We start from the raw sequence: 14,787 nt of genomic DNA, 5'->3' as shown, positions 1-14,787 counted from the left end.
CAAAGCAACTCAGTTGTTTTTGCGGCCACGGAGCGCCGGAAAAGTGTGGCGAAACCCTCACACCATGCCAATTGTGCACAATAGAAATACCTTTACACTTATATAGGCAGGATTTAATGTGTGGTCATAGATAAGCAGGCTAAACGCTGGTTTTCAAACGAGTTCCTAAATGCACACTGTTCGAATGTTGATTCGGCGGCAAAGAAATCCGGGCGCCAGCCGTGGCGCCGGGAGGCTCGTATGATCGATATCAAGACGCTGCTGGGGCAGGGCAATCCGCCGCTGGTGGGCATCGACATCAGCACCTCCAGCGTGCGCCTGGTCGAGCTGGCGCAGGGCGGCAAGGGCGAGTACCGGCTCGAGCGCTACGCCGCCGAGCCGCTGCCGCGCGGCGCGGTGGTCGACGGCAACATCGAGAACATGGACCAGGTGGTCGACGCCGTGCGCCGGGTCTGGAAGAAGAGCGGCACCCGCACCAGGCTGGTGGCGCTGGGCATGCCGCCCGCCTCCGTCATCACCAAGAAAATCATCCTGCCGGCCGGCATGTCGGAAGACCAGCTGGAAGTGCAGGTCGAATCCGAGGCCAGCCAGTACATCCCCTTCGCGCTCGACGAGGTCAGCCTGGACTTCGACGTCATCGGCCCGGCCGCCAACTCGGCCGAGGACATCGAGGTCATGCTGGCCGCCTCGCGCCGCGAGAAGGTCGAGGACCGCGTCGCCATCGCCGAGGCCTCCGGCCTGAAGGCGACCGTGATGGACATCGAATCCTACGCCGCCCGCGCCGCGCTGGACCGCGTGACCGCCCAGCTGCCCGAGGCCGGCGCCGGCCAGGTGGTGGCGCTGTTCCAGATCGGCGCCCAGGTCACGCACATCTCGGTGATGCTGGACGGCGTCACCGTCTACGAGCGCGAGCAGCCCTTCGGCGGCAACGCGCTGACCCAGGACATCGTGCGTACCTTCGGCCTGAGCTACGACGAGGCCGAGGCCCGCAAGAAATCCGGCGACCTGCCCGACACCTACCAGGCCGAGCTGCTGACGCCCTTCCTGGAAAGCGCGGCGCTGGAGGTCACGCGCGCCATCCAGTTCTTCTACACCTCGACGCCGTACACGCGGGTCGACCAGCTGTTCCTGGCCGGCGGCTGCGCGCTGCTGCCGGGCCTGCTGGAAATGGTGGCCAGCCGCACCCGGATATCCAGCGCCGTGATCTCGCCGTTCAAGGGCATGCAGCTGGGCGGCTCGGTGCGCGAGTCGCAGCTGCGCAGCGACGCCCCGGCCTACCTGGTCGCCTGCGGCCTGGCCCTGCGGAGGTTCGGCTGATGATCAAAATTAACCTGCTGCCGCACCGCGAGGAAAAGCGCAAGCAAAAGAAGGCCGCCTTCTTCGCGCTGCTGGCGCTGGGCGCCATCGTCGGCGTCGGCGTGGTGCTGGTCGTGGGCGGCTACAACGCCCGCGCGATCTCCATCCAGAACGAACGCAACCAGGTGATCAAGACCGCCATCTCCGGCCTCGACAAGAAGATCGCCGAGATCGCCACGCTGAAGCAGGAGATCGAGGCGCTCAAGGCGCGCCAGCAGGCGGTGGAGGACTTGCAGGGCGACCGCAACCAGCCGGTCTACCTGCTGGACGAACTGGTCAAGCAGATCCCGGCCGGCGTCTACCTGAAGGGCTTCAAGCAGGAGGGCCAGAAGGTGGCCATCGGCGGCTATGCGCAGTCGCAGGAGCGGGTGTCCGAGCTGCTGGGCAACCTGGCCGGCGTGTCGCCGTGGCTGGAGCGGCCCGAGCTGATCGAGGTGAAGTCCACCGGCCTGGGCCAGGGCAAGACCGCCAAGAAGGTGGTGGAGTTCAACCTGTCGGTCACCATCAAGCGTCCGCGCGACAAGGATGCGGCCGCCACCGGCGCCAAGGGCAAGGGCGGCGCCCCGGCCGCCGGCCAGCCGGCCAAGAACCAGGAGCGCGGATAACATGGCCAAGCTCGATCTGAACGCGCTCGGCGCGCAATTCGCCGACCAGTTCCGCAATCTCGGCGGACGCCATCCGGGCCAGTGGCCGCTGGCGCCGCGCGTGCTGTGCAGCGTGGGCGTGATGGCGGCCGTGGTGGCGGCCGGCTATTTCCTCTACTGGAGCTCGCAGTTCGAGGAGCAGGACGCCGGCGCCCAGGCCGAACTCAAGCTGCGCGACGAGTACAAGTTCAAGACCGCGCAGGCGATCAACCTGGAGGCGCTGCGGGCGCAGAAGGCGCAGGTGGACCAGTACGTGGACCGGCTGCAGAAACAGCTGCCGAGCAAGGCCGAGATGGACGCGCTGCTCAAGGACATCGGCCGCGCCGGCACCGGCAGCGGCCTGCAGTTCGAGTCGTTCACGCCGGCGCAGGTGGTGGTCAAGGATTACTACGCCGAACTGCCGATCAACATCAAGGTCACCGGCAGCTACCACGACATCGGCGCCTTCGCCGGCAACATGGCCAACCTGTCGCGCATCGTCACGCTCAACAACATGAGCCTGAACGCCGGCAAGGACGGCGTGCTGACCCTGGAGGCGGTGGTCAAGACCTTCCGCTACCTGGATCCGGAGGAGGTCAGCGCCCAGCGCAAGGCCGCCGCCGACAAGAAAAAGGCGGCGAAAAAATCATGAGAACCCTGACCCCGGCCATTCTGCTGGCCCCGTTGCTGCTGCTGTCCGGCTGCGGCGACAGCGACGTGCAGGAGGTGCGCGCGTGGATGAAGCAGGTCGACGCCCAGGCCAAGGTGGCGGTGCCGCCGCTGGCCGAGCCCAAGACCTTCATCCCCTTCGCCTACGCCCAGGCCGACGCCATCGATCCCTTCAATCCCAACAAGCTGCTCGCCGAGCTGGCCAAGGCCTCGGCCAGGGGCGCCAACGGCATCAAGCCGGACATGGACCGGCGCAAGGAATTGCTGGAGGGCTTCCCGCTCGACACCGTCAAGATGGTCGGCACGGTGCAGCAGAAGGGCGTGCTGTACGCGCTGCTGCAGGTGGACCGCGGCCTGTACCACGTGGTGGCGGGCCAGCACGTGGGCCAGAACTTCGGCCTGATCACCGCCATCACCGACAACAGCGTCAGCGTCAAGGAAATCGTACAGGATGCGGGCGGCGACTGGGTCGAACGCATATCCAAGTTGGAACTGCAGGAAAGCAAGGAGAACACCAAATGACCGCTCACATCACGCCCCGGCGCGCCCTGGCCGTCGCCAGCTGGATGCCGGTGCTCGCTTTCGCCCTCGCCATGCAGCTGCCCGCCGCCGTCCGCGCCCAGAACGCGCCGGAAGCGGCCGCGCCCGCACCCGCCGCCAACGCCATCGAGGGCATCACCGCCAACCAGCAGGGCTCGAACGTGATCGTCAAGATCGCGCTGAGGAACCCGCCGGCCAAGCTGCCGATCGGCTTCGCCATCACCAATCCGCCGCGCATCGCGCTGGACTTCGGCGCCACCGCCAACGCCACCGGCAAGACCGTGCAGGACCTCAACCTGGGCGAGCTGCGCGGCGTGAACGTGGTGCAGGCCGGCGAGCGCTCGCGCCTGGTGTTCAACCTCAAGCGCAGCCTGAACTACGCCACCGCCATCGACGGCAACGCCGTCATCCTGACCATCGACGGTTCCGGCGGCCTGGCCCAGGCGGTCGACGCCAAGGGCCTGCCTGTCGCCGCCGCGCCGCCCGCGCCGGCCGCCCGTCAACTGCTGCGCGACATGGACTTCCGCCGTGGCGCCAACGGCGAGGGCCGGGTGGTGGTCGACCTGCCCAACAGCCAGGTCGCGGTGGACGTGCGCCAGACCCCGACCGGCGTGGTGGTGGACTTCCTCAAGACCGGCGTGCCGGAAAGCCTGCGCCGCCGGCTCGACGTGAGCGACTTCGGCACCCCGGTGGCGCTGGTCACCACCGTGCCGCAGGGCGACAACACGCGCATGACCATCGAGGCGCGCGGCCTGTGGGAACAGACCGTCTACCAGAGCGACACCCAGCTGGTGATCGACGTCAAGCCGATCAAGGAGGACCCGAACAAGCTGACCCAGGGCACCCAGGGCTACCGCGGCGAGAAGCTGTCGTTCAACTTCCAGAACGTCGAGGTGCGGGCGGCGCTGCAGGCGATCGCCGACATCTCCGGCCTGAACATCATCACCAGCGACAGCGTCGCCGGCAACCTGACGCTGCGCCTGAAGGAGGTGCCGTGGGACCAGGCGCTGGACGTGGTGTTGCAGGCCAAGGGCCTGGACATGCGCAAGAACGGCTCGGTGCTGTGGATCGCGCCCAAGGAGGAGCTGCTGACCAAGGAAAAGCTGGAGCTGGAGCAGCGCGCCCAGATCGCCGACCTTGAGCCATTGAAATCCGAGATCTTCCAGCTGAACTACCAGAAGGCCGACGCCTTCAAGACCGTGTTCGGGCTGGAGGGCGGCGGCGACAGCAAGAACCGCATCCTGTCCAAGCGCGGCAGCGCCATCATCGAGCCGCGCACCAACCAGCTGTTCATCACCGACATCGCCTCCAAGCTGGAGGACGTGCGCAAGCTGATCGCCAAGACCGACATCGCCTCCAAGCAGGTGCTGATCGAGGCCCGCATCGTCGAGGCCAGCGACACCTTCACCCGCAACCTCGGCGCCAAGCTGGGCTTCGCCGACCTGCGCACCCAGCGCGGCGGCGATTCCGGCTACCAGCTCGGCACCAGCAACACCCGCGTGGCGATCGGCGGCAACATCACCGGCGTGGGCGAGGTGACCGGCAGATCAAGGCCACCGACGCCAGCTTCGGCAACAACCAGGTTCGCTCAGCTGCCGGCCGCCATCAACGGCGCCCAGGCCGGCAACCTGGCGGTCAGCCTGTTCTCGTCGGCCGCCAACCGCTTCCTCAACCTGGAGCTGTCCGCGCTGGAGGCCGACGGCACCGGCAAGATCATCTCCAGCCCGCGCGTGATCACCGCCGACAAGGCCATCGCGCTGATCGAGCAGGGCATCGAGCTGCCCTACCAGGTGGCCACCAGCAGCGGCGCCACCTCGATCATGTTCCGCAAGGCCAACCTGCGGCTGGAGGTGACGCCGCAGATCACGCCGGACGGCAACGTGGTCATCGACGTCGACGTCAACAAGGACAGCGTGGGGCAGGAAACCCGCGCCGGCTTCGCCATCGACACCAAGCACGTCAAGACCCAGGTCATGGTCGAGAACGGCGGCACCGTGGTGCTGGGCGGGATCTACCAGCAGACCGAGCGCAACACCACCGACAAGGTGCCGCTGCTGGGCGACGTGCCGGTGCTCGGCTATCTGTTCCGCAGCAACAGCCGCACCAACGACAAGACGGAATTGCTGGTCTTTATCACGCCGAAGATCGTCGCCGAGCGGCTGTCGACGCGCTAGGCCGCAGCACCGCATCGCAGGCTCATTTCACGAACACTATGGGAACTCGCATCATGAAAAAAATCACCGGATGGCTGGCCATGCTGGCGTGCGCCAGTGTCTTGTCCGCTTGTGGCGGTGGCGGCGGCTCGGCCGGCGCCAACAGCAATGGCGTGGCGCCGTCCAAGGCGGCCAGCGTGGTGCTGACGGCCAGTGCGACCACCATCGCCTCGTCCGGCCTGGACGGCACCGAGGTGACCCTGACGGCCATCGTGCGCGACGCCGGCGGCAACGCGCTGCCCAATGAGACGGTCAACTTCTCGGCCAGCTCCGGCACCGTCAGCAGCACCAACCGCGTGACCAACGCCTCCGGCCAGGTGGTCGAGAAACTCAGCGTGAAGGGCGACTCCACGCCGCGCACCATCACCATCAGCGCCAGCGCCGCCAACGGCGCGGTCAAGTCGAGCGAGCTGTCGGTGGCGGTGATCACCGCCGTGCCGAGCCTGACGCTGACCACCGATTCCGGCACGCTGGCCTCGGTCGGCACCGCCGGCAACGAGGTCAACGTCGTGGCCCTGGTGCGCGACTCCAACAACACCGTGATGGCCGGCGTGACGGTCGACCTCAAGGCCGACTCGGGCAGCCTGTCGCTGACCAACCGCGTCTCCAACGCCCAGGGCATCGTGACCGAGAAGCTGGGCACCGGCGGCGACCCGACCTCGCGCGCGATCAAGATCACGGCCTCGGCGCCGGGCGCGGCGCCGGTGACGGCGATCGTCAACGTGGCCGGCAACAAGCTGACCATCAACGCCCAGCCGACCATCAACGTCGGCGCCAGCGCCGACGTCACGGTCAAGCTGGTCGACTCGGCCGGCAACGGCCTGAGCGGCAAGACCGTGACCTACAGCTCCAATTCCAACGGCCTGGCCGTCAAGGGCGGCGGCGCGGCCGTGACCAATTCGGCTGGCCAGCTGGTGCTGAGCTACACCGCCAGCAGCGGCAGCAGCGACCTGATCACCGTCAAGGCGGCGGGCGAGACCAACTCGGTCTCCATCGCGATCAACTCGTCGAGCTTCGCGGTCAAGGTGCTGGACGCGGGCGGCAACGCGGAAAGCTCGGCCTTCATCGGCGGCTGCCAGCGGATCGCCGTCACCGGCGGCCCGGTCCCGACCCCGCCCGATACCGCCAGCGTCACCATCAGCAGCTCGCGCGGCGTCGTGTACAGCGACCCGGGCTGCACCTCGCCGCTGAGCACCACGTTGCCGCTGGCCGGCGGCGCCGCCACCGCCTACGTCAACGCGACCGGCCCCGGCGTGGCCACCATCACCGCCGCCGCCACCGGCGGCCTGACCACCCAGACCGACCTGGAGTTCGTGGCGCCGCTGACCAACACCGCCACCGTCACGATACAGGCGGACCCCGCCGTCATCGGCGTCAACAGCCCCGGCAGCACCAGCCAGCAGGCGACCCTGCGCGCCGTGGTGCGCGACGGCACGGTGCAGAACAACGTGGTCAAGAACGCCACCGTGGCCTTCTCCATCCAGTCCGATGCGACCGCCGGCACGCTGACCCAGCCCGCCGTGGTGGTCACCGGCGTCGATGGCGCGGCCACGGTCAGCTTCATCGCCGGCCCGAATCAATCGGGGCTGGACGCCGTGAAGATCCAGGCCAAGATCATCGGCGGCTCCGGCGCCAGCGCTGTCGCCAGCCTGACGGTGGCGCAGAAGTCGCTGTTCATCAGCGCCGGCACCGGCAGCACGGTGGGGCAGAGCGGCACGGCGGCCTATCAGCTGGACTACGTGGTGCTGGTGACCGATGCGGCCGGCAACGCCGTCTCGGGCGTCAAGCTGACCGCCTCGGTGTTGCCGGTCACCTACTTCAAGGGCTTCATGAAGTACACGCTGCCGCTGGGACCATGGGAGCCGGTGCAGCACGTCGGCTGCGCCAACGAGGACATCAACCGCGACGGCATCCTCAATCCCGGGGAAGACTTGAACGGCAACGGCGTGCTCGATCCGGGCATTCCGGTGACGGTCACCACCAACATCACCACCGACGCCAAGGGCCAGGCCATCGTCTCGCTGGTGTACCCGCGCGACCGCGCCAACTGGCTCGATGTGAACCTGACCGTGCGCGGCCAGGCAAATGGTAGTGAGTCGAGCTACACAGGTCTGGTACACTTGCCGGGTTTGGGCATCGATTATGCGACCCAGGCAATCCAGCCTCCGGGCGTATCCAGCCCTTACGGGATATCAACCTTATGTAGTAACCCGAATTAACTCGGACTGTTCATGCCTAATGTGTTTCTAGTCGGCCTGATGGGGGCGGGAAAAACCACCATCGGCCGCATCCTGGCCCGCAAGCTGGGTTTGCGTTTCATAGACTCCGACCACGAGATCGAGGCCCGCACCGGCGCCTCGATCCCGTGGATCTTCGAAATCGAAGGCGAGCAGAGCTTCCGCCGGCGGGAGGCGGACGTCATCCGCGAGCTGACCGCCCAGCAGGAACTGGTGCTGGCCACCGGTGGCGGCGCCATCCTCAATCCGGACAACCGCGCCTACCTGCAGTCGCGCGGCACCGTGATCTACCTGCGCGCCACCGTCAACAGCATCCTGCAGCGCACCGCGCACGACAAGAACCGGCCGCTGCTGCAAACCGCCGATCCGCGCAAAAAACTCGAGGAATTGATGGCGGTGCGCGATCCCCTGTACATGGAAATCGCCGATATCGTCATCGATACCGGGCGACCTAACGTACAATCGATGGTTCAATCCATCCTGACCCAGCTGGAGACGCGCGCCTGCGAGGCCTCGCCCAACTGCGTCACACAAGCCGAACCAACGATGAACGAACAATCCACCATCCTGTTAAACGTCGAGCTGGGCGAGCGCAGCTATCCCATCTCGATCGGCCCGGCGCTGCTGCAAGACGGCGCGCTGCTGGCGCGTCACGTCCACGGCGACAAGGTCGCCATCGTCACCAACACCACCATCGCGCCGCTGTACCTGGAGCGCGTCGAGGCCGGCCTGCGCCAGGCCGGCAAGCAAGTCACGTCCATCGTGCTGCCGGACGGCGAGGAATACAAGAACTGGGCCAGCCTGATGCAGATCTTCGACGCGCTGCTGGCCGCCAAGGCCGACCGCAAGACCACGCTGATCGCGCTGGGCGGCGGCGTCATCGGCGACCTGACCGGCTACGCGGCCGCCAGCTACATGCGCGGCATCGACTTCATCCAGGTGCCGACCACCCTGCTGTCGCAGGTCGATTCCTCGGTGGGCGGCAAGACCGGCATCAACCACCCGATGGGCAAGAACATGATCGGCGCCTTCCACCAGCCGCGCGCGGTGATCGCCGACACGGCCACGCTGGAGACCCTGCCGGCGCGCGAGCTGTCGGCCGGCCTGGCCGAGGTGATCAAGCACGGCGCCATCATCGACGCCGCCTTCTTCGACTGGATCGAGGCCAACATCGGCAAGCTGATGGCGCGCGACAAGGGCGCGCTGGCCTACGCCATCGCCCGCTCGTGCGAGATCAAGGCCGACGTGGTGCGCCAGGACGAACGCGAGGGCGGCCTGCGCGCCATCCTGAACTTCGGCCACACCTTCGGCCACGCCATCGAGAACGGCCTGGGCTACGGCGAATGGCTGCACGGCGAGGCGGTCGGCTGCGGCATGGTCATGGCGGCCGACCTGTCGCACCGCATGGGCCTGGTCGACGAAGCCACCGTGGCGCGCATGCGCGCACTGGTGGCGGCGGCCGGCCTGCCGGTCAAGGCGCCCGACCTGGGCGTGGCGCGCTGGCTGGAGCTGATGGAGGTCGACAAGAAGAACGAGGGCGGCGCCATCAAGTTCATCCTGATCAAGCCGCTGGGCGCGCCGAGCATCACCAACGCGCCGCAAGAGCTGCTGCTGGCCACGCTGGCCGCCTGCGTCTAAGCGGAGGCCGCCATGCTGCCCGACGAATTCCTCGCCCCGTACGCGGCCCATTCGGCGGGCGGCGTGGGGCGCCGCTTTGAAGAAACCGCGCACGCCTCGCGCAGCCAGTTCCAGCGCGACCGCGACCGCATCATCCATTCCTCGGCCTTCCGCCGGCTGGAATACAAGACCCAGGTGTTCCTCAACCACGAGGGCGACCTGTTCCGCACCCGGCTGACGCACAGCCTGGAGGTGGCGCAGATCGGCCGCTCGCTGGCGCGCAACCTGCGCCTGAACGAGGATCTGGTGGAGGCCATCTCGCTGGCGCACGACCTGGGCCACACGCCGTTCGGCCACGTCGGCCAGGACGTGCTCAACGAATGCATGCAGGACCACGGCGGCTTCGAGCACAACCTGCAGAGCCTGCGCGTGGTGGACGAGCTGGAGGAGCACTACGGCGCCTACAACGGACTGAACCTGATGTTCGAGACCCGCGAGGGCATCCTCAAGCACTGCTCGCTGAACAATGCGCGCTTGCTGGGGCCGGTGGCGCAGCGCTTCATCGACCGCACGCAGCCGTCGCTGGAGGCGCAGCTGACCAATCTCGCCGACGAGATCGCCTACAACAGCCACGATATCGACGACGGCCTGCGTTCCGGGCTGATCAGCATCGAGCAGCTGGAGCAGGTGGACTTCTTCGCGCGACTGTGGCGCGATGTGCAGCAGACTTTCCCGGGCCTGTCGGGACGGCGCGCGATCTACGAGACCTTGCGCCGGCTGATCACGGCGCTTGCCGACGATCTGATCGTCACCTCCAGCGGGCTGTTGGCCGATGCCGCGCCGAAGAGCCTGGACGAGGTGCGGGCATCGCCGCCGCTGATCCGTTTTTCCGATCCGATGCGCAAGGACGCGACCGAGCTCAAGCGCTTCCTGCGCGAGAATCTCTACCGCCACTACAAGGTCAACCGGATGCGGGTGAAGGCCAGCCGCATTGTGCGCGAGCTGTACCACGCCTTCATGGCCGAGCCGGTGCTGCTGCCGCCGGATTACCAGGAAAAGTCGGGCGACGTCGGCAAGCAGGCGCGCAAAATCGCCGACTACATCGCCGGCATGACCGACCGCTACGCCATCCGCGAACACCGCCGGCTGTTCTCGCTCGAAGAGCTTTGAGTGGGCTCAATCGTGCGCTCTTGAGCATCAACGGTGTCCGGCGCATGATGGATAGATGGACGAGCAAATCACACAATTGGATCGGCGGCTGACCTCGGTGGAAAGAGAGGTCGCCGTCCTTGCTGCGGACACGGCCTCCATGCTGCCGCGCTACGCCACCAAGGAAGACCTTGCCAAGGTTGAGGCCAGACTCGCCATCATCCAGTCCAATTACGCCACCAAGGAAGACCTCATCAGACTCGAGGCCAAGGTCTCCGCCATTCAGGCCAATTACGCGACCAAGGGGGATATCGCCGATTTGAAGTTGTATTTGGCTAAGTTGGAAACGCGCATGACGGTATGGGCCGTCGCTGCGTTCATTTCCATTTCCAGCGTGGTGGTGGCGGCCGTTAAACTTTGGCCCTAGAACATCCTTTGCTGCGCGGCCTTGCTGTCGCCTACCAATTCCAATAGCAGTTTCTTGATCGGCGCCGGCAGCGGGGCGTCGGGGATTTTGGCGGCGTCGTACCAGACGTGGCCGGACTCGGCGGCCATCGCCTGCCGGCGCGCCAAGGTCACGCGGTAGGGCGCGATGTGCAGCTTGTAATGCGTGAACACATGCGTCACCGTCGACAGGCGCTCGTGCGATTCCATCTCGCCGAACTTGCCCACCGCCAGCATCAATGCATCGTCATCGACCGCTTCCACCTCGTCATCCTCGGCCGGCAGATGGCCGTCCAACTCCGGCAGCGACAACAAACCGCCCCATATCCCGCTTGGCGGACGCTGTTCCAGCAACACCTGGCCGCCATCGATAATCGCCAGCATCACCGCATGCTTTTCCGGACTGGCCTTCTTCGGCTTGCGCACCGGCAGATCCTTGGTGCGGTTGGTGGCGTAGGCCACGCAGCGCGCCTGCATCGGACAGCGCTCGCAAGACGGACTGCTGCGCGTGCACAGCGTCGCGCCCATGTCCATCAAGCCCTGTGTGTACGATTCGATGCCTTGCTCCGGCAACAGTGCCTCGGCGCGGCGCCACATCGCCTCCTCGGTCTTGCGCTCGCCGGGATAGCTGTCGATGCCGAACACGCGCGCGAACACCCGCTTGACGTTGCCGTCCATGATGGCCGCCCGCGTGCCGCTGGAGAACGCCGAGATCGCCGCCGCCGTCGAACGGCCTATGCCCGGCAACTCCGCCAGCAACAGCGGATCGGACGGAAACACGCCGTCATACTCGGCCACCACGCGCTGCGCGCACTTGTGCAGGTTGCGCGCCCGCGTGTAGTAGCCCAGGCCGCTCCACTGCGCCATCACATCCTCGACCGGCGCCGCCGCCAAATCGCGCAGGGTGGGGAAGCGCTCCAGGAAGCGCGCGTAATAGCCCAGCACCGCCGACACCTGCGTCTGCTGCAACATGATTTCCGACAGCCAGATCAGATACGCGTCGCGCGTGTTCTGCCATGGCAGCACATGGCGTCCATGCACTTTTTGCCAGCCGATCAGATCGGCCGAGAAACTGGGATCCGCAAAATTCTCTACTTCCACAACCTTCATTCTGTTCCTAACTTAAGCGGCGGCGTCCAGCGCCACGAATTCCGCGTTGATGGCGATGCTGATCTGCCCCGCCAATTCATTGAGCCGCGCCTTCTGCTCCTCCAGCTCCTGCTGGCTGCCCTCAAACGCGTCGATTTTCTGCTCCAGGCTGTCGGTCGCATCATGGATGCGCTGGATCGACGCCAGCCGGTGTTTCAACTGATCCTTGTGCTGGCGGATTTGCGCCTCCAGCGGCGTCATGATCACCTTCAGCCACGCCTCCGCGTCGTTGTTGGCGGCGCGGAAGCAGCCGCGCACGCGCGAGGCGATGGTGTCGAAGAACTTCTCCATCAGCACCACGCGGCTGGTGGTCAGCAAGGTCGCCGTGCCGAACTGCTTGTAGTAGATCGCCTCGATGGACGCGATCTCGTCGCGGTAGTGGTCCAGCGAAAACGGCATCGGCAGCGCCAGCGTCAGCCCGTGCTCATTGGAGAAGCGGCGGTACATCACGCCCATCATCTCGCTGATCTCCAGCGTCTTGTGTTCGGCCGCGTCGAGGCTGGCGCGGATGCGCTCGAAGTAGTTGCGCACCGCCTCGCGCACGCCGGTGAAGAAGCGGCTGCGCTGCATCTCCTCGCGCACCTGCTCGATGTCGTCGCGCACGATGTCCATGCCCATGCAGGTGTACAGCTCGGTCGACAGCCGCGTGAACACGGCGCGCGTGGCCTGCAGCTTGAACAGGCTGGCGTCGAACTCTTTTTTCTCGACGTCGATGCGGCGCATCATGTGGGCGATCACGCTCTGGTTCTTGCCGCGCAGGCTCTTGAGCTCGTGCAGCTGCTCGACGATGCCGCGGCTGCGCGCGTTCACCATCGCCAGCTGCGCCGCGCTCAGCGCCTGCAAGTCCTCGCCCAGCTGCTTGCGCACGATGTCCTTCTTGGCCGGGATCAGCTCGTTGAACAGCGCGTCCTCCAGCGTTTGCAGGCGGCTGCGCTCCAGCAGCGCCGCGTCCTGCGTGATCTTGGCCACCAGCGCCTTCTGCGCCGACACCGGAAACACCTGGCGCGGCTCCAGCGCCAGCACGTGCGCCACGTTGGCCTGCTGGCGCTCGATCTCGACGTTGACCTCGGCCTCGCTGCGCAGCTCGTCCCACATGCTGTCGATCTTGTTGAGCACCACCAGCCGGCCGGCGCCGGCGCCGATGTGGTTGCGCCAGACCTCGATGTCGCTCTTGGTCACGCCGGTGTCGGCGGCCAGGATGAACAGCACCGCATGCGCGTTCGGGATCAGGTTCAGCGTCAGCTCGGGCTCGGTGCCGATGGCGTTCAGGCCCGGCGTGTCGAGGATCACCAGGCCCTGCTTCAACAGCGGATGCGGGAAGTTGATGATCGCATGGCGCCACAGCGAAATCTCGACCATGCCGGCCTCGTCCAGCGTGACCGGCATGTCGGGATCGTCCTCGTCGTACAGGCCGTAGCGCTTGGCTTCCTCGACCGGCACATGGCGCGTCATGCTGACCTGCTTGAACACCTCGTGCATGTCGGCGCCCGCGTCCAGGTTCAGCGGCAGCACGGTCCAGGCGGCCGGCTGGTCGCGGTAGTCGCTGGTGGACAGGTTCTCGGCCCGCGTCTCGATCGGCAACAGGCGGATCGACGGCGCGAAGCTGGCGTCATACATCAGCTCGGTCGGACACATGGTGGTGCGGCCGGCGGCGGACGGCAGGATGCGCTGGCCGTAGTCGGCGAAGAAAATCGCGTTGATCAATTCCGATTTGCCGCGCGAGAATTCGGCGACGAAGGCCACCGACAGTTTATCGTCGGCCAGCCGCGCCAGCGCGCGCGCGATGCGCTGGTCGGTGGCGGCGTCGGTCAGGGACGCGCCGGCCACCCACGCTTGATAATTTTTCAACGCGGTGACGACGCCCTGCCTCCAGGCGCTGTACTGTTCGAAATCCCTGACCATCATGTTCCACCCTTATTTTTGGCAATTCACACAGTAGAACGTGGACCGTTGGCCTTGCTTGATCTGCCGTATCGGCGCCGCGCACACCTTGCAGGGGACACCCGCACGATCATAGACGAAATAAGTCTGCTGGAAATACCCGGACTGTCCGTTGACGCTAATAAAATCGCGCAGCGTGCTGCCGCCCTGGACGATGGCTTCGGCCAGGATTTCGCGCACGGCCTGGGCCAGCTTCTCGTAGCGGGCCAGGCTGATGCGCTTGGCCGGCGTCTTCGGGTTGATGCCGGCGCGGAACAAGCTTTCCGAAGCATAAATATTGCCGACGCCGACCACGATGTCCCCGGCCAGCAGCACCTGCTTGACGGGCGCACTGCGCTGCCGGGTTTGATCGTACAGCAATTTGCCGGTGAAGCCCGCCTCCAAGGGCTCCACGCCCAGCTCGCGCAGCAGCACGTGGTGCTCCAGCAGGCCGTCCGCGTGGTCGTGCCACAGCACGGCGCCGAAGCGGCGCGGGTCCTTCATGCGCAGCACCCGCAGGCCGTCCGGGGTCTCGACCACGAGGTCGAAATGATCATGTTTTTCCGGGACGATCCCGCCCGGCATGATGCGCAGGTGGCCCGACATGCCGAGGTGGATGATCAGCGTGCCATGGTCGAAATGCAGCAGCAGGTATTTGCCGCGGCGGCCGGTGCGCAGCACCTGGTGGCCGGCCAGCAGCTGCGGCAGCTGCGCGGGAAACGGCCAGCGCAGGCCCTCGCGGCGCAGCACCACCTGATGCACGGTGCGTCCCTCGATATGCGGCGCGACCCCGCGCCGGGTGACTTCAACTTCTGGTAATTCTGGCATCTGGACGGTTATGAGTCGAAATAATGAGCGGGTACACTCTGG

Annotated in this window: 12 protein-coding genes; 9 read left to right on the top strand and 3 right to left on the bottom strand. The window is 66.3% G+C overall.

Translation table 11 applies throughout. The features are described from left to right. Window positions 1-240 precede the first annotated feature (240 nt). Genes HUX88_RS15595 through HUX88_RS15555 form a run of 9 tightly spaced genes read left to right on the top strand, consistent with a single transcriptional unit; the run spans window position 241 to window position 10,831 of the window. Entirely contained in the window at window positions 241-1,317 is a 1,077-nt protein-coding gene (locus tag HUX88_RS15595; RefSeq protein ID WP_161090892.1) for a pilus assembly protein PilM, read from the top strand. After that, complete coding sequence (locus HUX88_RS15590; RefSeq protein ID WP_176362379.1) at window positions 1,317-1,961, top strand: PilN domain-containing protein; 645 nt, start codon at window positions 1,317-1,319, stop codon at window positions 1,959-1,961. Before HUX88_RS15595 ends, HUX88_RS15590 begins: the two co-directional genes overlap by 1 nt. Before the next feature lies 1 nt (window position 1,962). After that, complete coding sequence (locus HUX88_RS15585) at window positions 1,963-2,631, top strand: type 4a pilus biogenesis protein PilO (RefSeq protein ID WP_117014431.1); 669 nt, start codon at window positions 1,963-1,965, stop codon at window positions 2,629-2,631. Beyond that, window positions 2,628-3,170: a pilus assembly protein PilP gene (locus HUX88_RS15580; protein ID WP_117014430.1), complete on the top strand. Its 543-nt coding sequence runs from the start codon at window positions 2,628-2,630 to the stop codon at window positions 3,168-3,170. The genes HUX88_RS15585 and HUX88_RS15580 overlap by 4 nt, the downstream gene beginning before the upstream one ends. Beyond that, window positions 3,167-5,362, top strand: a complete 2,196-nt coding sequence (gene pilQ / locus HUX88_RS15575; protein ID WP_176362378.1) for a type IV pilus secretin PilQ — start codon at window positions 3,167-3,169, stop codon at window positions 5,360-5,362. Before HUX88_RS15580 ends, pilQ begins: the two co-directional genes overlap by 4 nt. 53 nt (window positions 5,363-5,415) lie before the next feature. After that, entirely contained in the window at window positions 5,416-7,620 is a 2,205-nt protein-coding gene (locus HUX88_RS15570; RefSeq protein ID WP_176362377.1) for an Ig-like domain-containing protein, read from the top strand. 12 nt (window positions 7,621-7,632) lie between these two features. Beyond that, window positions 7,633-9,276, top strand: coding sequence for a bifunctional shikimate kinase/3-dehydroquinate synthase AroKB (gene aroKB / locus HUX88_RS15565; protein WP_176362376.1), 1,644 nt, complete (start codon window positions 7,633-7,635; stop codon window positions 9,274-9,276). Between the two features lie 12 nt (window positions 9,277-9,288). Continuing rightward, window positions 9,289-10,425 carry a deoxyguanosinetriphosphate triphosphohydrolase gene (locus HUX88_RS15560; RefSeq protein ID WP_176362375.1) on the top strand — a complete coding sequence of 379 codons (1,137 nt, stop codon included), beginning with the start codon at window positions 9,289-9,291 and terminating at the stop codon, window positions 10,423-10,425. A gap of 55 nt (window positions 10,426-10,480) precedes the next feature. Then, complete coding sequence (locus tag HUX88_RS15555) at window positions 10,481-10,831, top strand: hypothetical protein (protein WP_176362374.1); 351 nt, start codon at window positions 10,481-10,483, stop codon at window positions 10,829-10,831. Here HUX88_RS15555 and mutY read toward each other — a convergent pair. From mutY to mutM, 3 genes are read right to left on the bottom strand one after another with little or no spacing between them, the layout of a single operon-like run. Continuing rightward, window positions 10,828-11,958: an A/G-specific adenine glycosylase gene (gene mutY / locus HUX88_RS15550; protein WP_176362373.1), complete on the bottom strand. Its 1,131-nt coding sequence runs from the start codon at window positions 11,956-11,958 to the stop codon at window positions 10,828-10,830. The genes HUX88_RS15555 and mutY overlap by 4 nt on opposite strands. 12 nt (window positions 11,959-11,970) lie before the next feature. After that, the gene (locus tag HUX88_RS15545) at window positions 11,971-13,899 is read right to left on the bottom strand and encodes a dynamin family protein (protein WP_176362466.1); all 1,929 of its coding nucleotides are present in this window, start codon (window positions 13,897-13,899) and stop codon (window positions 11,971-11,973) included. Window positions 13,900-13,911: 12 nt separating this feature from the next. Next, window positions 13,912-14,745: a bifunctional DNA-formamidopyrimidine glycosylase/DNA-(apurinic or apyrimidinic site) lyase gene (gene mutM, locus HUX88_RS15540; protein WP_176362372.1), complete on the bottom strand. Its 834-nt coding sequence runs from the start codon at window positions 14,743-14,745 to the stop codon at window positions 13,912-13,914. Window positions 14,746-14,787: the final 42 nt, after the last annotated feature.

Source organism: Duganella sp. BJB1802 (assembly GCF_013369445.1).
Classification (GTDB): Bacteria; Pseudomonadota; Gammaproteobacteria; order Burkholderiales; family Burkholderiaceae_D; genus Rugamonas; species Rugamonas vulcania_A.
Note: the sequence above shows the minus strand (reverse complement) of the source record. Positions and strands in the feature narration are given on the sequence as shown.